This is a genomic window from Alistipes finegoldii DSM 17242 (assembly GCF_000265365.1).
GTDB lineage: Bacteria > Bacteroidota > Bacteroidia > Bacteroidales > Rikenellaceae > Alistipes > Alistipes finegoldii.
This window is the reverse complement of the sequence record NC_018011.1, coordinates 1,352,019-1,369,167: the sequence shown is the minus strand read 5'-3', so window position 1 is coordinate 1,369,167 and position 17,149 is coordinate 1,352,019. Positions and strand designations below refer to the sequence as shown.

Below are 17,149 nucleotides of genomic sequence, written 5' to 3'. Positions count from 1 at the left end.
GATGTCTTGGCAGCCTGTTCCGGCTACCGCAGCCGGTCGAGACACTCCCGGATAAGCGCGGCGCTTTCGCGCACCTCCTCCCCGGAGATCGTCAGCGGCGGCGAGATGCGGAATGCCGTGTCGCAGAACAGGAACCAGTCGCTCAGGATTCCGGCATCCTTGAACAGTTCCATCGTGCGGTACAGTTTCGCCGATTCGCCCAACTCGACGGCCATCAACAGGCCGCTGCGGCGGATTTCGCGCACGGCGGGATGGCTCCCCAGCAGCGTTTCGTACAGCGCGCCCTTGGCTTCGGCCTGCTCCACGACCTTGTTGTCCAGCAGGTAATTCAACGCCGCCAGCCCCGCCGCACAACAGACCGGGTGTCCGCCGAAGGTGGTGATATGTCCCAGAACCGGATCGGTTTGCAGCGTATCCATGATTTCGCGCCGCGCCACGAACGCCCCCAGCGGCATGCCGCCGCCGAACGCCTTGGCCAAGCATACGATGTCGGGCGTAACGCCGTATTTGAGCATGGCGAACAGTTCGCCCGTGCGGCCCATACCGGTCTGTATCTCGTCGAAGACCAGCAGGGCGCCCACTTCGTCGCACCGCCGCCGCAGGGCTTCCAGATAGCCCGGCGCGGGCGTCCGGACGCCCGCTTCGCCCTGTACGGGTTCGGCCAGCACGCAGGCCGTGCGCCGCGTGATGCGGTTCAGCGCGTCGAAATCGTTGAATTCGATCGCCTGCACGTCGGGCAGCAGGGGCCGGAACGCCCCTTTCCACTCTTCGCCTTCGGGCGCCCCCATCATGCTCATCGAACCGTGGGTCGAACCGTGGTAGGCGCGGCGCATGGAGATCAGCTCCGTGCGGCCCGTGAAACGCTTGGCCAGCTTTAAAGCGCCCTCGACCGCTTCGGCCCCCGAATTGACGAAATAGACGCTTTCGAGTCCTCCGGGCAGCAGCGACGCGAGCTTCGAGGCATATTCCACCTGCGGCGTCTCGACCAGCTCGCCGTAGACCATCACGTGCATATAGCGCGCCGCCTGCTCCTGCACGGCCCGCACCACGGCGGGATTGCAGTGGCCGACGTTGCTCACCGAGACGCCCGCCACCAAGTCGTAGTAACGCTTGCCTTCGGGCGTGTAGAAAAACGACCCTTCGGCGCGTTCGACTTCGACGAGCATCGGCGAAGGCGAAGTCTGGCCCACGTGGGCCAGAAATTGTTTGCGTAAAATGGTATTCATTGTCAATCTTTGAATTTCCGCTGCAATATCGCGTCCGCATCCTTCACGCTGCGGCGCATCCAGCCGAAGAGGGTCTCGGCCTGCTGCGCGTCGGTCATGCGCCACTCCCCGACCGTGAGCCGCATCCGCTCGGAGAGCATATAGATCAGGATCGCGGCCGACGCCGAAACATTCAGGCTCTCGACCATGCCGCACATCGGGATGCGCAGGAATTCGTCGGCTCCGGCGATCACCTCGTCCGAGATTCCGGCGTGTTCGGTGCCGAAAACCAGTGCGAAAGGCCCTGCGGCGACGTCGAACGTTTCGGGCGTCACGTCTTCGCGGTGGGGCGTAGTCGCAACGATGCGGTATCCCGCACTGCGCAGTGCGGCGAGGGCTTCTCCCGTCGAGGGATGACGCCGGACATCGACCCATTGGTCGGTGCCGCGCACGATGTCGGGATTGGGTTCGAAGCGGCACAGCGTCTCGACGGTGTGCATCTCCTGCACGCCGAACGCCTCGCAGTGGCGGATCAGGGCGGCTGCATTCTGCCCGTGGTACATATTCTCGGCCAGCACGGTCATGTATCGCGTACGCATGGCGACCGTGCGGCGGAGTACTTCATAACGCTCGGAGGTCGTGAACTCCGCAAGGCAGGCGATACGTTCGGCGTACCATTCAGCACCCTTATTTGCGGTATTTTTCATCTTCATCGAGTATTTTGAGGTAACTTTCGTAGCGGGGATAGGCGATCTGCCCCCGTTCGACGGCTTCGACCACCGCACATCCCGGTTCGTGGGTGTGGGTGCAGTTGTAAAACCGGCAGTCGGGGGCCGTGCGCATCATTTCGGGGAAGTAATGCCACAACTCGGCATCGTCGATGTCGATCAGCCCGAAACCCTTGATGCCCGGCGTGTCGATCACCGCGCCGCCTTCGGCCAGCGGATACATCGTCGAAAAGGTCGTCGTGTGCCGTCCCTTGTGGTGGCTTTCGGAGATTTCGCCCGTACGGATGTCCAGCGAGGGGTCGATGGCGCGGATGAGCGTCGATTTTCCGACGCCCGAATTGCCCGAAACGAGGGTCGTACGCCCTTTGAGCAGCTCGTGTACCGCACCGACGCCTTCGCCCGTGGCGGAGGAGACCTCCATGACACGGTATCCGGCGCTTTCGTACACGGCATGAAAGTCTGCGACGGCCTGCGGGTCCTGCAGGTCGATTTTCGAGAGCAGGATCGTAACGGGGACCTTATAGGCTTCGCAGGTCACCAGAAAGCGATCCACGAACTCCGTGGCGGTTTCGGGCGAACGCAGCGTCGCCATCAGCAGAGCCTGATCGACGTTGGCCGCGATGATATGCGACTCCTTCGAGAGGTTCGACGCCCGGCGGATGACGTAGTTGCGGCGGGGCGAAATGTCGCAGATGACGTAATCGCCCCCTGCGTCGGCCTCGCAGGTCACTTCGTCGCCCACCACGACCGGATTGGTCGAACGTACGCCCCGCAGCCGCAGCCGGCCCCGGATACGGCAGCGGACGACCGCGCCGTCGTGCAGAACGTCGTACCAGCTTCCGGTGGCGCGCACCACTGTTCCGGTGAATCGTTTTTCCATCGGCTAATCCTGGTTTTGTTCCTGCGGCACCTGCTCGCCGACCCATTCCAAGAAGGGGAAAACGGCTTCGGACAGGCGCATGACGGGTTTGTAACTCTTCGATTTCTCGATCGTTTGCGGTCCGACGAGCGTGTAATCCTCGTTGAGCGAATCGAACGCCGAGAACAATACGCTCAGCACCAGCATGTATTTCAGCACCGACACCGCGATGCCCAGCACGATGTCGGGGATTCCGAACCCCGCGAAGTGAAACAACTTGCGTACCAGCCGTCCGGCAACGGCCACCAGAAGAATCACGGCCAGCAGGACCACGACGAATCCGCCGGCCGCGGAGACCGTTGCGTCCAGCTTCAGCCACGCCCCGACATAAACGCCGTAACGTGAAGCCAGCCAGATACCTGCGACGATACCGGCCAGCGAACATATCTGCATGACAAAGCCTTGGCGCCAGCCGTTCCATACGGCCAATGCCAGAATAAGGCAGACGATCAAATCGATTGTATTCACAAACAGCGGGTTCTTATTTCATTTGGTTGGTAAATATACGACAATTTACCTAAACAGCCTAAAAAAAGAACTCTTCTTGCAACGGCACGGAAATATATAAATATAGGTATATCTCTGTTACCGAATGACCTCCCTCAAGCTCACATTCAACGCGTTACATATGATACACATCGTTTTGACCGTAAGGTTCGTGCGTCCCGCTTCGATACGGCTCAAATTGGATCTTTCCATGTCGCAACGGTATGCGAGTTCCTGTACCGTCAGACGCCTCTCCCTCCTCAACTCTCTGATCCTAGAGGAGATATAGGATACCTCCTCCTCATAAACAACTCCCATTTCAAAAATTTGGATAAAAATTTTGTTGTGCAAATTTTTATATATATATTTGCACCATGCGTATCATATATGATACCATGATTTATCCAATATTACTGAAAAATAATGCGTCACACGGATAATAAGGAATGCGTCACTTTATTGATAATTAACGGATAACAAGACCGGTAGAGTATGCGTCGCTCTACCGATGTTCATGTACCCGTAACCGAAAAAAAAAATAGATACGTCACTCTATTGATAACTAATGCGTCAACACAAAAAACAATTCCATTTCAATTCTTCATTACTATGAAAAAAAACTTATTCAGAAAATTTCTTGCACTGTTCTTAACCGGAACAATGTTAGCCGGTGTCGGTTGTAAAGACTACGACGACGACATCGACGACCTGAAGGGTCAGATCAACGACTTGAAGGGTCAAGTCGAGTTGAAGGCCGACGCTTCAGCCCTCAAAGCTGTTACCGACAAATTAAACGGGATAGATTTCTCGTCTTTCGTTACCAACAGCGGTCTCCAGACAGAGCTTGACAAAAGGCTGGCAGACTATGCCAAGAAGTCGGATCTGAAAGATTGGCTGACTAGCGATGAGGTGTTGAAACTTATTAAGGCTCAGGGATATCAGACCAAGGCTGACGTTCAGAAACTGATCGAAGAGGCTACCAAGAATCAGCTGACTGCCGACGATGTCAAGAAGATTTTCGAGACGATGATCGCTTCGGACGAGACCATGGGTAAACTGCAGGCCGAAATGCAGAAGATCATCCAGCAGGCTCTGGTCGACGGCAAGTACGTTACCGAGCAGCAGATGAAGGATTTCGTCGAGGGTAAAGGTTACATCACCGGTGCCGATCAGCTGTCGGCGACTCAGATCAACCAGATCCTTACCGCTGTCGCCAATTCCGTATCTTCGGAGACGGCTACGGTCACCGATGCCATCAAGAAGGTCCTCGGCGACAACTTCGCTTCGTACATGGCTGAGTACATGAATGACGAGACGGTCAAAGCCGAAATGGGCAAGACCATCACCGATACGATCCTCAAGGAGCTGACCGATGCCAACGTAACTCTGAAAGAGGCTATCGAGGCGATGATCGAGGAGGGTGTAAACAGCAAACTGTTCAACCCCGACGGCAGCGCAATCTACCTGAAAGAAGCCGATCTGAAGGATCGTTTCGACAATTACGACACGCAGCTCCGCAATCTCTGGAGCGCTATCGCAGACCTCGCCGGCCGCATCCAGTCGCTGGTTTACGTTCCGACTTCGCTCGAAGAGGTATCGAACAATGTCATTTCCATCGAGGGACTTCCCTATATCGCGATGGTTGACGGTGAAGGTGAGGACTACAAGTTCTATCTGGGCAGCGACGAAGGCGGCAACGAGGCCGCGATCGAAGCTACTTTCATGGTTTCGCCTGCGGCTCTGGCAGTCAAGATGACCAAGGAGAACGTATCGTTCGTAACGGAGGAGATCAAGACGCGCAGCGCTGCGTCGTTCGAGGTTGTAGACGTGATCGATCAGGACGTCGTGACCGGTAAGTTTACCGTTGTCGCCAAGACTCAGTACGAGTACGGAAACGGCAAAACGCTGGCCATTGCGCTGAATGTGAAACTCGCAGGCACCGGTGTCGCCGGAGCTACGCCCGAAGATGCCATTTCGGGCGAGGATTTGGGCAGCGATTTCACCAGTGCCTTTATCGGTACGCAGTATAATGCAGGCGGCGCGATCAATGCCGATCTGGTTGCCGGTCGTATGAAAGAGGACGGAAACCTCGAACTGGTAGTTGACGACGATACCCAGTTCCCGGAATTCGAGGGCGACGGCGGTCTGAAATATAACGACGAGGAAACCGTCGTTGAGTTCTTCCATGATGTGAAGATTTACTACATGAAAGACGGCAAACCGCAGGAGCTTGCCGCAATCTGGGGCGAGGATGTTCCCGTTCTCAAGACCGTTGTTCCTGAAGACGCCGCCGTAGCGACGGTAGATCCCGAAGATAACAAGGACAGCTATACGCTTACGGCAACCACGGCGGCGATCAAAAAGGGCAAGGGTGTTCCGGCTCTGATCGACGACGTGATTACCTCGGAACCGTTCTCGTTCGACCTCGTATCGGGCGAATACACCTGCCGCGTGGTTAAGAACGCCAAATCGCAGTTCACCATCATCAAGGACAACACCGACGTCATCGTTTCCGAGCCGCAGACGGTAACGTGGAACTATGCAACGGTTAGTGCTGGCGACGATTACGAGGCTGTGGATTACCTGCTGAATCCCGATCCCACGAAGCCGCAGATCGGCCACGTGATTTACAACGCACTGAAGGCTGGATCCTTCGAGGATATCCAGATCTTCGACGGCGAGACCGAAATGACCGACGAACTGCCGTTCGATGTCGCTGACATTATCCTTACTAGCTCTCCTGCTGACGATCGTGCAGAGCAGCATCTGGAACTTGTCGTAGCCGGCAACAGTGCAATGACGAGCGGTTCTTACACGGTCAAAGCACGTTACAACTATGAGAACACCGATATTACGATTACTCTGCCCGTCGTTATCGAGGGTATGCCTGAGATCACGATGGCTCCGGAGACCGTAACGGTGGATTACTTGGCGGGAACGAGCGAATACACGGTGATCGAGACGTATGCCGAGAAACTCTGGAATAAGGATTGGGCTCCGAAGTACTTCGCCGACAAGCAGACGTTCGTAGATGCGATCTATGCCGCTACCTTCGAGGCTACTGCCGATGAAGCGGAAGATGGAACCGAACTCGTGCAGGCGACCGACGATGCAAAGAACATCGCTATCAAGCTCGGCACCGGAGCAAAGGAGAAGAGCTACGAACTCACGGCTAAACTTACTGCCGACTGGGGTCTCGATGTAACGGTTGCCGTTACGGTTAATTTCGAAGGCTTTGCAGGCGAGCTGGTACAGGGCGACAACTATGCGAATCCGGTGCGTCTGAACGCAAAACTTACGACGACGGCTTATGTGCCCGATGGACTTAACCTCGACAACACTTGGGTTGCACCCAAAGATTCCAAGGGCAATGAAATCGGAAAGGTTGTCTTCTCGGTAGACGCTGAAGAGTATGAAGGCGCTTCGGTAGACGCCGACGCCAAGACCCTGACGTGGGGTACTGAGTACAAGGGCCTGAACATGGCGCTCAGCGTAAAACTGATGCTTGATTCTTATGTTCTTGACGAGCAGGAGCTTAATGTCGAGATTCCCGACCCGATCAAGGATAAGACGATCAGCCTGCGTAAGAGTGCCGCTACTACGATTTCTGCGAGCGATGCCGATGCTTCCCTGACTGTGGGCGATCTCCTCCAGCTGGCGAATATCAACGGCAACAACGTGTTCGAGGCTGCGGCTGCCGATGAGAATGCGGTTCTCGGAGTCGCTGTCAAGTACGAGGTGATGAATCCGGAGGTTCTCGTTGACCGAATTACGATTGCGGGCGATTTCGCAACCACCGGTACGATTACGGTCAAGGGTAATGCCGACAGCGAATTCGTAGGCGAGAAGACGGTCAAGGTGAAAGTTACCGTATCCTATGATTACGGCACGGACCGCGTTCACAATCTTGATATCAAGGTTAAGCAGAAAGCCAACTAAAAAGAATCCCCCTTTTCCGCGAAATCCGGCGCCGTCCTTCGGGACGGTGCCGGGAGCGCGGGAAATCAAATCCCTAAAGCAGGAACGGCACATCCCAAAGTTTTTTGGTTAACAACTCCCACTTTTAAGTAACATTCCTGCTTGCGGCAGACCGAAGAGGCGCGGTCTGCCGCTTTTTTATCGTTCCGACCGTTGCTGCAATCCGTCGGACCGGATACGATAGGCTGTTGCCGGATCGGGTGCCTTTGTCCCGACTTATATGAAAAATCAGCCGCAGTCAATACTGCGGCTGATTTGATTTGATTTGAGCCTATTTCCGGCATTTCCCGGATGTTCTTCCCATGTTCCCCGGCGTTTTCCGGCATTTTGGGCGTTTTTTTCGGTCCGCCGTTCCGTCGCGCCGCAGAGCCATGCGGGCTTTACGGGCGTGTTTGCGGGGCTGTAGGGCTGCGTTTCATGCGCCAGCCTTCCGCGTCCCTCATCGTACCCCCGGAGGGCGTGAAAGACCCCTGAATCCGTTTTTCTGCAATACGGACAGCGCCGCGTCGTCGGTGCTGATTTCGGGCGGGATTTCGCGGGCGTTTCGTGCGCGGGCGTATTAGACGCCGCGCCCCGACAAAGCCTGTCCGGCGCTTCCTTCCCCCCCCCTCCGTGTTGCGGCGGTTTCAGCCTTATTTTGCCTTGGCGGCTTTGGCGGCCACCGCTTGATCCAGCTCGATGATGAAGTCCGAAAGGACGTTCATGTAGTTGATGAAGGCGTCGTATGCCGAGTCGTACGGGTTGAAGTAGGAGTGTACGTCGCCGTCCGAGAGCCATTTGGTCGCCATGTAGTAGAAGTGGTCCGAGGTCTGCATGAAACTCCATACATAGTCGAAATCGGGGCTTTTCAGGGCGGCGACCTTCTCTTTCTGGGCGTAGAGTTTCGAGAAAGCCTCATTCTGCAACTCGTTGCCGAGCCACGCCGTCACGTCGCGCTCCTCGTCGGCCCACGACATTACGTGCGGACAGTGGAGTACGGACACCGGCTGGTACTTCTTGGCGGCCTCGCTTACGGTGGCGAACTCCATGTCGTTCTTCTTGGCGAGGATCGCTTTGGGGAGCGCCCGCATGAATTCGAAGATTCCCGTATCCGCCGTCTGATGCTCCCCGAACGTCTCGTAGTCCATGAAGAGGTTGATGACCTCGCCCGGCGTTTCGTCCGAAGAGAGCCATTTGACGTATTTGTCCGCCGTCAGCGGCCATTCGTCCCAGCTGCGGTTCGAGAAACGGAACGCAATGTCGTCCGAGAGCTTGTAGTTGCGCAGCAGCAGGCGCAGTTTCTGATTGATGGCGTTGGCATAGACGTAGTTAGGCGATTTCCAGCCCAGCACGTGCTTGGCGCCTTCGGCCAGCATCGTGCGGAAGCCCATGTCGGCGACCATGGCGCCGATCTCGTCGGAGTAGATCAGCTCGGTGTTGCGGAAGGCGGTGGGCTTCACGCCGAATTCCTTCTTGATCATCGCCGTATGGAGCTTCACCTGTTCGGTGAAATCCTCTTTCGACGCCAGCGATGCCAGCGAATGGGAGTAGGTTTCGGCCAGAAACTCGACGCATCCCGTGGCGGCCAGCTCCTTGAACGAGTCGAGCACCTCAGGCGCGAAGGCGCGGAACTGCTCGACGGCGATGCCCGTGATCGAGAACGAACAGCGGAATTTACCCTTGTTCTCCTTGATCAACTTCAGCAGCAGGGCGTTCATGGGCAGGTAACACTGCCGGGCGACTTTCTGCATGATCGAGCGGTTCAGGAGGTCGTCTAGGTAGTTGTGGTCCTTGCCCATGTTGAAGAAGCGGTACTTCTTCAGTCGCCAAGGCTGGTGTACCTGAAAATATAAGCAGACGGTTTTCATAGGGTATCTGTATTTTTATTGTTTTTTGTTCTCTTCAATGACCGCTTCGTATACGGCTTTGATCTTCGCCGCGGCGTCGTTCCACTTGAGGTTGGTGACCTCTTCGAGTCCTTTCGACGCGAACATGCCCGACAGGGCCGGGTATTGGATGAGGCCGTAGATGGCGTCGGCCAGCGCGTCCACGTCCCAGTAATCGACCTTCACGGCGAAGTCGAGCACTTCGGCCACGCCGCTCTGTTTGGAGATGATCACCGGCACGTTCGAGCGCATCGCTTCGAGGGGCGAGATGCCGAAAGGTTCCGAGACCGACGGCATGACGTATACGTCCGACAGCTGGAACATCTTGTGTACGTCCTCGCCGCGCAGGAACCCCGTGAAGTGGAAGCGGTCGGCGATGCCCAGCCGCGCCACGCGGCGGATGACGTGGTTCATCATGTCGCCCGAACCGGCCATCACGAAGCGTACGTCGGGTACGCGCTTGAGCACTTTGGCGGCCGCCTCGACGAAGTAGTCGGGACCTTTCTGGTAGGTGATGCGTCCGAGGAAGGTGACGATCTTGTCCTTCACGCCGCGTTCGGGTGTTTTGCAGGGGCCGCCGGCGAAGCGCACGGCGTTGTGCACCGTCACGACCTTTTCGGCCGGAACGCCGTAGCGGTTGATGACGATGTTGCGGGTAAGGTTCGAAACGGCGATCACGCGGTCCGCGGCGTGCATGCCCGCACGTTCGATGGCGTAGACCTGCGTATTGACGTTCTCGCCGCTGCGGTCGTATTCCGTGGCGTGCATGTGCACGACGAGCGGCTTGCCCGACACGCGCTTGGCGGCGATGCCGGCGTAGTAGGTGAGCCAGTCGTGGGCGTGGATCACGTCGAACTGCCCTTCGAGGTCCTTGGCGACCTGCGCGGCCACCACGGCGTAACGGGCCACCTCCTCCATGAGGTTGGCGCCGTACTTTCCCGAAAAGGTGTAACGCTGTTTCCATGCGTCGGTCGTGGACCAGACCTGCTGACCCGATTTTACATAGCGTTCGTGGTAGACCTCGTACTCTTCGGGGGAGATGTAGGGCACCATGTTCGAGTCGATGTGGATGAACGACATTTTTTCGAGAATGTCGTCGGCTCCGCTCCCGGTCGAACCATAGAGAGCCTCCACGTCGCTGGCGTTCATTACGTGCGTGAAACGCTGATCTTCATCGCCGTAAGCGTGGGGAACCACGAACGTGACGTCTACGTCGTTGCGCGCCAGACCGCGCGTCATGCCGTAGCACGCCGTTCCAAGACCGCCCGCGATGTGGGGCGGGAACTCCCAACCGAACATTAAAACTCTCATATCTTAATTCTTTTCATTTTGTTGCCTTTATTTCCTTGCGGCTTTTCCTGCCGCTGCTTTCGGCGCCGCCTTTTTCGCCGCGGCCTTGGGGGCTTTCGCCGCGGCCGGACTTTTGGCGGCGGCCTTTACCGTCTTCCCGGCGCTTTTCGCCGCGGGCTTCGTCTTCGCCGGCTTTTTCTCTTTCGGACCGTTCGTTCTGCCGCCTTTCTTCGCGGCTTTGGGCGCTTGGGAATCCCCTTTGCTCCGCTCGCGGATCATGCGGTGGATGTCCAGTGCGGCTCCGACGCTCCACGCCTGCGAAATGGCTCCGCGCGAAGCGTAGGGCGGGTCGGCGTCGTACAGCTCGCAGATCGAGCCGATGCCGTAACGCTGGATGTCCTCGTCGAAGTTTTCCAGCGCCTCCTCGGCCTGCGGCAGGAATGCGTCGCCGTCGATGTCGAAGCAGGCCTTGATGTAGAAGGGCAGCAGCCACGGCCATACCGAGCCGTTTTTGGCGGCGAAGTCGCGTTCGGCGGGCATGCCCTCCTGCGAACCCCTGTAAAGCGGGTTTTGGGGCGACAGCGTCCGCAGTCCCTTCGGGGTGAGCAGGTGCTGGCGCACCGTGCGGATCACCTCCAGCTGCATCGTCTCGTCGAGCATCTTGTAATTCAGTCCGCAGGCGACGATCATGTTGGGGCGCGTCGATTTGTCGGGACCGCTGCCGTCCACGAAGTCGGCCAGATAGCCCTCCGGCAGGCGGAACAGTTCGATGAACGACTCCTGCGTGCGTGCCGGAAGCGGGGTCCACTCCTTGACGAAGGCCTTGTCCGTCTTGTCCCCGTATTTGCCGGCCAGTTCGAGCGCATAGCATACGGCGTTGTACCACAAGGCGTTCACTTCGACCTGATAGCCGTTGCGCGGGGTCACGGGGCGTCCGTCGATCGTCGAATTCATCCACGTCAGGGGCACCTCTTCCGATGAAGCCCATATCAGCCCGTTGTCGTGCAGCGCCACGCGGCCGCCGATTCCCTGCCGGTAGCTCTCCAGTATGTCTTTCATGGCCGGGCCGTAGCTCGCCCATATCTCCTTGGCCCCCACCTCGCGTTCGAGCTGCTGGAGGGTCCAGAAAAACCAGAGGGGAGCGTCCGCCGCGACTTCGGCCGAGGCGCTGCCGGTGAACATGCCGTCGCGCATCTCCCGCACCAGCGTATCCAGCGCGTCGATGCAGTCCTCCTTGTGTCCCTGTTCGAGCGTGATGCCCGGCAGCGAGATGAAGGTCTGGCGGCCCGAAACCCCGTGCCACGGATATCCCGACACCACTTCGGTCCGGTCGCCCGGACGGCGGATCAGGAACTGCCGCGCCGAGTGTTCGAGGCAGCTGATGAAGTCGATCTTATGCGTACGCCGCGCGATGGATGCGGCGAAAACCTCTTCGATGGTTTTGGTCGAGCCCATTTCGTCGAGCGACGCCGAGAAGATGATGCTCTCGCCCTTCTTGAGCTCCGCTTCGAAATAGCCCGTCGTGAGCAGGTCTTCGTACCCCTCGTATCCGCGGGCCAGCTCCTGCTGGTATTCGAATCCGTAATACCAGTCGGGCGCGGGCACGAACTCCGTGCCGGGTTTGCTCGTCTGGAGATAGAGCCACGGGAACGAGTTGTAGAGACGGCACTTCACGCCGTTTACGGCGGGGTAGGAGTGTCCGTCGGCCTCCATGTTGGCGTGCGTCAGCGCATGCTTGTCGCGGAAGGCGAGGAACGGCCGCAGCCGCAGCCGGGTTTCGGAGTGGGCGTCCACGAGCGTGTAGCGGATCATCAGCTGCGTCCGCTTGTGGATCCAGAGCATCTCCTTCTTGAGGATTACGCCGCCCACGCGGTAGGTGATCGTCGGCGTCGGCGTATACTCGAAATCGGTGATATACTTGTGGCCGCGCGGCTCGTATACCCCCTTGAAACGGTGCAGCGCCAGATTGAACGTCTGGTCGTGCTGCACCACGGTCTCGTCGAGCGACGAGAGCAGGACGTAGGTCCGGCCGCTGTCGTCGATGGGGGCCACCATCAGTCCGTGATAGCGGCGGGTGTTGCAGCAGACGATCGTCGTACTCATGTAGCCGCCGATACGGTCCGTCGAGAGCATTTCGCGCTGGAGGGAGTACTCCAGATTGCCCAATTCGCTTTTGTCGAAAGTAAGTGCTGACATATCTTTCTTAAAAATGCAGTTCGTCCTATAAAGATATTAAAATTTTCAGATAAATAATACCCGATAACAGTAAATTAATACCTTTTTTAACATTATTCACGCCAAATTTGCTAGGCCCACTTTACCAATGCAAAATCCATGCGGTGCGGCAGGTGGGGGTTGTAGGGATAGAGACGCAGCGCCACGTCGAACGTGCCGGCCTCGCCGGGAACGTAATCCAGCGCATAGGTCACGCGGCTGCCGTCGGTTTTGGTGTGTTTCAGCCCGATGGTGCGGGTTACGTTCACCTTGCCGCCGCCGACGATCTGCTGGGCGATGACCATCTCGACGCCGATATCCTCAGGCCGGAGGTTGGCGATGTCCACCGTCACTTCGAAGTGGTACTTCTCGCCGACGAAGATCGCCTCGTCGTCGATCCTCACGCGCTGGACGTCGATCACGCGGACCTTGTCCCATGCGGCCGAAACCTTGCGCTTCCACGCCGCGATCTCGCGGGCCAGCTTGTAGCCGCCTTCGACGATTTCGCGCTTGCGGGCCGCGAGCTTGTTGTAGAACCGCTCCTCGTAATCCCCCAGCATGCGGTTGGTCGTGAAGTTCGACGCGATGTCGGCGACGCACTTTTTGACCGAATCCACCCACTGGTGAGGAATGCCGTCGCTGCCGCGGTCGTAGTATTTCGGCACGATCTGCTCCTCGATGGTGTTGTAAATCATCTCGGCGTCAAGCTCGTCCTGATAGCCCTGATCGGCGAACGTGCGTTCCATGGGCAGCATCCATCCCGCGCCCTCCTTGTAGCCTTCGACCCACCATCCGTCGAGTACCGAGAACTGGAGCACGCCGTTCATGACGCACTTCTCGCCCGACGTGCCCGACGCTTCGAGCGGACGGGTCGGGGTGTTGAGCCATACGTCCACGCCCTGCACCATGCGGCGGGCCAGCTCCATGTCGTAATTCTGCAGGAAGAGGATCTTGCCTACGAACTGCGGCATGGCGGCCACTTCGACGATGCGTTTGATGAGGTCCTGACCCGGCTTGTCGTTAGGGTGCGCTTTGCCCGCGAAGATGAACTGCACGGGACGCTCCTTGTTGTTGACGATCGCCGACAGCCGGTCGAGGTTGGTGAACAGCAGGTAGGCGCGCTTGTAGGTGGCGAAGCGGCGGGCGAAACCGATGGTCAGCACGTCGGGCTTGATGCCCTCGATGATCTGAATCATCTGGCGCGGCGAGTCGAGACGCACCTGATTGGGGTCGCTGTAGCGGCGGCGGATATGCTTTACGAGCTTGTTCTTGAGATACATGCGCTCGTTCCACAGCTCTTCGTCGGGAATCTGGTGGACCTTCTGCCATGCCGGGATGTCGTAGGTGTGCCCCTCGAATCCGTCGGCGAAATAGCGGGCGTACAGGCGGCGCATGCTGGTCGCGATCCACGTCGGGAAGTGCACGCCGTTGGTGACGTACCCGATATGAAGCTCGTTTTTGAAGTAGCCCGGCCACATGCTGCCCAGAATATCCTTCGACACCTCGCCGTGGAGCCACGACACGCCGTTCACCTCCTGCGAGAGGTTGCAGGCCAGCACCGACATCGAGAACTTCTCGTTGGGGTCGTTGGGGTTGGTCTTGCCGAGGTTGATATACTGTTCCCACGTGATTCCCAGCACGTCGGGATAGTGCGACATGTACTGGCGGATCATCGATTCGGGGAATGCGTCGTGGCCTGCGGGAACCGGCGTATGGGTCGTGAAGAGCGACGACGAGCGGATCACCTCCAGCGCCTCCGAGAAGGAGAGCTTCTTGTGGGTCACCAGATCGCGGATGCGCTCGATGCCGATGAATGCGGCGTGTCCCTCGTTGCAGTGGAATACGTCGTGTTTGATGCCCAGCTTGCGCAGCGCGCGGATACCGCCGATGCCGAGCAGGATCTCCTGCTTGAGCCGGTTCTCCCAGTCGCCGCCGTAGAGGTGGTGCGTAATCTGCCGGTCCTCTTCGAGGTTGGCCTCGAAGTCCGCGTCGAGTAGGTAGAGGTCCGTGCGTCCCACCTGACATTTCCAGACGCGTGCCCAGAGCGTACGTCCGGGGAAGGCGATGGTGACCGTCATCCAGTTGCCGGCTTCGTCGCGCACGGGCGAGATCGGCAGCTTGTAGAAGTTCTGCGCTTCGTAGGTCGCCTCCTGCGCGCCCTGCGACGAGAGCCGCTGCGTGAAGTAGCCGTAACGGTACAGCAGGCCCACGGCCGCCATCGGAACGTTCTTGTCCGACGCCTCCTTGAGGTAGTCGCCGGCCAGAATGCCCAGACCGCCGGAGTAAATCTTGAGCGACGAATGCAGGCCGTACTCCATCGAGAAGTAGGAGATCGAGGTCGCCTTCGGATCGGGTTTCTCGTTCATGTAGTCGCGGAACTGCGCATATACGGCGTCGAGCTGGCTGAGGAAATTCGTATCCTGTTCAAGCTCCTTCATGCGCTCCACGCTCATTTTGTCGAGGAATGCGATCGGATTGCGTTCGCACTCGGCCCACAACGCATGGTCGATGCTTTCGAACAGGTCGCGCGTGCCGGGATTCCAGCACCACCAGAGGTTGCGCGACAGCTCTTCGAGGGCGTGCAGCCGTTTGGGCAGGGTCTTGTCCACCATCATGCGGTTCCAGTTGGGCTTCTCGGCGAAAAGCTGCTGGCGCACGAAGTTGATCTGCTCGTTGCGGTTTCCGCCCTCGTCCAGCACGGCGCGGTTGGTGCGGATGACCGAACTTTCGACAGCCTCGGAGTAAGCCTGCTCGTAGGCGGCGAAGAGGTGTTCCCAGAGCGCCGTTTCGGAGATTTCGTAGGCCGACACGCGCATCTCGTTCACGTGCTTGTCGTCCAGCAGGCTGAAGTGCAGCAGCGACTCGGCGATCTTCTCTTCGACCTCCTGATCGTTGTAGTCGTCGCGCAGAACGATCTCCACGCCCGCATGCTCGCGCTGTTTGGCCGCCCAGAGACCGAATCCGGCCAGCGTCGTGGTGATCGTCGGCACGGAGAAGGCCACCGATTCGAGCGGCGTGTATCCCCACGGTTCGTAGTAGGAGGGGAATACGGTCATGTCCATGCCGACCAGCAGTTCGTAGTAATCCTTGCCGAAGATGCCGTCGGCCTTGTTGAGGTAGGTCGGAACGAAGATCACCTTCACCTTCGAATCGGGCGTGGTCAGAATGCTGCCGTTGAGGGCGTTAACGATCGGGTCGCTGCTCTGGTATTCGAGGTAGTGGGTCGTGTATTTGTACTGCCCGCCGTCGATGGGTTTCGACGGGTCGGCCAGATGCGCCTGCAGGTCCGCGCGCGGACCGCGGTTGGCGGCGGGCACGGTGATATAGGCCAGCACCTGACGTTTGAGCCGGGGCGATGCGGCCAGTTTCTTGAGCGATTCGATGAATACGTCGATGCCCTTGTTGCGGAATTCGTAGCGTCCGCTGGTGCCGACGATCAGCGGCTCCTCGGCGAACTTTTCGCCCAGACACGCTTCGGCCACCGAGATCATCGTTTTGCGGGCTTCGGCGCGCTTCGCGTCGTACTCCTCGCCGGTCCAGACGAAGTCGTTTTCGAAGCCGTTGGGCGTGATGCAGTCAGGCTCGCGGCCCAGCAGGAATTTGCACTCGTTGGCCGTGATGTCGCTGACCGTGACGAATGCGTCGTGGTAGGCAGCGGCGGCCTTCTCGATCGAGTGTTTGGCCACGACGTTGAACTGGCGTGCCAGCTCGTCGGCATTGAACTTGGTCAGGTCGGTGTAGAGCGGCAGGTGGTTGCCCGCGATGCAGCGGCCCATGACCGTGGCGTGCGTGGTGAAGAGTGTCGCCACATAAGGCGCATGGCGGCGCAGGTAGAGACCGCCCGCCGCGGTCATCCATTCGTGGAAATGGGCGGCGATCTTGTCGGTCGCGGTGCAGAAGTTCTCGACATAGGAGGCGATCACCGCGCCTGCGGCGTAGCCGAAGAGCACGGGCTCGATGTAGTCCCACTGACCCGAAATCGAATCGACGTGGTAGGCCTCCCAGAGTTTCTTGAGTATTTCGTCCTTGCGGGGAATCAGCGAGGTGAAGTCCACCAGTATCGCCGTCGGTTCGCCCTTGATTTTCCAGTGTCCCACGCGGATGCGGATGCCTTCGGCGTAAAGCCCCTGACGCCATGTCTTCAGCAGGTTGGGATCCTCCTCGAATTCGGGGTTTACGCCTTCGTGCTGCAGGTCGGGTCCGATGAGGATATAGCGCTCGTTGAATTTCCGGATGGCCGTTTGCGCTTTGGTCGAGACTACCGTATGGATGCCGCCGATTTTGTTGCAGACCTCCCAACTTACCTCGAACAGGTAATCGGGGGTTAGTTTTGCATTGCTCATATTTGTGATGCTTGTTTGTAATTTACTTGTCGAATCGGTTGAAAACCGGTGCAAAGGTAATACTTATATTTATATTAACAATCTCGAAAGGGTAGTTAGTAAAAAAATTTAAGAATAACTT

Annotated in this window: 11 protein-coding genes; 1 reads left to right on the top strand and 10 read right to left on the bottom strand. The window is 58.2% G+C overall.

Translation table 11 applies throughout. The features are described 5' to 3' along the window. Window positions 1–23: 23 nt before the first annotated feature. The 5 genes from ALFI_RS06100 to ALFI_RS06080 form a co-directional block, all read right to left on the bottom strand. Complete coding sequence (locus ALFI_RS06100; protein ID WP_014775176.1) at window positions 24–1,226, bottom strand: aspartate aminotransferase family protein; 1,203 nt, start codon at window positions 1,224–1,226, stop codon at window positions 24–26. Window positions 1,227–1,228: 2 nt separating this feature from the next. Then, a complete protein-coding gene (locus ALFI_RS06095; protein ID WP_009598121.1) occupies window positions 1,229–1,912 on the bottom strand; it encodes a TrmH family RNA methyltransferase in 684 nt (227 codons plus the stop codon). Further along, window positions 1,893–2,813: a ribosome small subunit-dependent GTPase A gene (rsgA, locus tag ALFI_RS06090; protein ID WP_009598123.1), complete on the bottom strand. Its 921-nt coding sequence runs from the start codon at window positions 2,811–2,813 to the stop codon at window positions 1,893–1,895. Before rsgA ends, ALFI_RS06095 begins: the two co-directional genes overlap by 20 nt. Before the next feature lie 3 nt (window positions 2,814–2,816). Further along, entirely contained in the window at window positions 2,817–3,320 is a 504-nt protein-coding gene (locus tag ALFI_RS06085; protein ID WP_014775175.1) for a CvpA family protein, read from the bottom strand. Between the two features lie 117 nt (window positions 3,321–3,437). After that, window positions 3,438–3,656, bottom strand: coding sequence for a helix-turn-helix domain-containing protein (locus ALFI_RS06080; protein WP_014775174.1), 219 nt, complete (start codon window positions 3,654–3,656; stop codon window positions 3,438–3,440). 342 nt (window positions 3,657–3,998) lie between these two features. Here ALFI_RS06080 and ALFI_RS06075 point away from each other — a divergent pair, with 342 nt between their 5' ends. Then, the gene (locus ALFI_RS06075) at window positions 3,999–7,277 is read left to right on the top strand and encodes a hypothetical protein (protein ID WP_244265018.1); all 3,279 of its coding nucleotides are present in this window, start codon (window positions 3,999–4,001) and stop codon (window positions 7,275–7,277) included. 65 nt (window positions 7,278–7,342) lie between these two features. Here ALFI_RS06075 and ALFI_RS06070 read toward each other — a convergent pair whose 3' ends face one another. From ALFI_RS06070 to glgP, 5 genes are all read right to left on the bottom strand, one after another. Further along, a complete protein-coding gene (locus ALFI_RS06070; protein ID WP_042493368.1) occupies window positions 7,343–7,642 on the bottom strand; it encodes a hypothetical protein in 300 nt (99 codons plus the stop codon). A 306-nt stretch (window positions 7,643–7,948) separates the two neighbouring features. Further along, window positions 7,949–9,163 (bottom strand): glycoside hydrolase family 57 protein, encoded by a 1,215-nt coding sequence (locus ALFI_RS06065; RefSeq protein WP_009598764.1) that lies wholly within the window; start codon window positions 9,161–9,163, stop codon window positions 7,949–7,951. 15 nt (window positions 9,164–9,178) lie between these two features. Next, window positions 9,179–10,492 (bottom strand): glycosyltransferase family 4 protein, encoded by a 1,314-nt coding sequence (locus tag ALFI_RS06060; protein ID WP_014775172.1) that lies wholly within the window; start codon window positions 10,490–10,492, stop codon window positions 9,179–9,181. A 27-nt stretch (window positions 10,493–10,519) separates the two neighbouring features. Beyond that, window positions 10,520–12,667: a glycogen debranching enzyme N-terminal domain-containing protein gene (locus ALFI_RS06055; RefSeq protein WP_014775171.1), complete on the bottom strand. Its 2,148-nt coding sequence runs from the start codon at window positions 12,665–12,667 to the stop codon at window positions 10,520–10,522. Window positions 12,668–12,777: 110 nt separating this feature from the next. Next, the gene (gene glgP, locus ALFI_RS06050; protein ID WP_014775170.1) at window positions 12,778–17,028 is read right to left on the bottom strand and encodes an alpha-glucan family phosphorylase; all 4,251 of its coding nucleotides are present in this window, start codon (window positions 17,026–17,028) and stop codon (window positions 12,778–12,780) included. Window positions 17,029–17,149 lie beyond the last annotated feature (121 nt).

Excerpts from the sequence above, each read along its gene's own strand:
- ALFI_RS06065 (WP_009598764.1), bottom strand. The coding sequence starts at position 9,163 with ATGAAAACCGTCTGCTTATATTTTCAGGTACACCAGCCTTGGCGACTG.
- glgP (WP_014775170.1), bottom strand. The coding sequence starts at position 17,028 with ATGAGCAATGCAAAACTAACCCCCGATTACCTGTTCGAGGTAAGTTGG.
- ALFI_RS06055 (WP_014775171.1), bottom strand. The coding sequence starts at position 12,667 with ATGTCAGCACTTACTTTCGACAAAAGCGAATTGGGCAATCTGGAGTAC.
- rsgA (WP_009598123.1), bottom strand. The coding sequence starts at position 2,813 with ATGGAAAAACGATTCACCGGAACAGTGGTGCGCGCCACCGGAAGCTGG.
- ALFI_RS06060 (WP_014775172.1), bottom strand. The coding sequence starts at position 10,492 with ATGAGAGTTTTAATGTTCGGTTGGGAGTTCCCGCCCCACATCGCGGGC.
- ALFI_RS06100 (WP_014775176.1), bottom strand. The coding sequence starts at position 1,226 with ATGAATACCATTTTACGCAAACAATTTCTGGCCCACGTGGGCCAGACT.
- ALFI_RS06070 (WP_042493368.1), bottom strand. The coding sequence starts at position 7,642 with ATGCCGGAAAACGCCGGGGAACATGGGAAGAACATCCGGGAAATGCCG.
- ALFI_RS06080 (WP_014775174.1), bottom strand. The coding sequence starts at position 3,656 with ATGGGAGTTGTTTATGAGGAGGAGGTATCCTATATCTCCTCTAGGATC.
- ALFI_RS06095 (WP_009598121.1), bottom strand. The coding sequence starts at position 1,912 with ATGAAAAATACCGCAAATAAGGGTGCTGAATGGTACGCCGAACGTATC.
- ALFI_RS06075 (WP_244265018.1), top strand. The coding sequence starts at position 3,999 with ATGTTAGCCGGTGTCGGTTGTAAAGACTACGACGACGACATCGACGAC.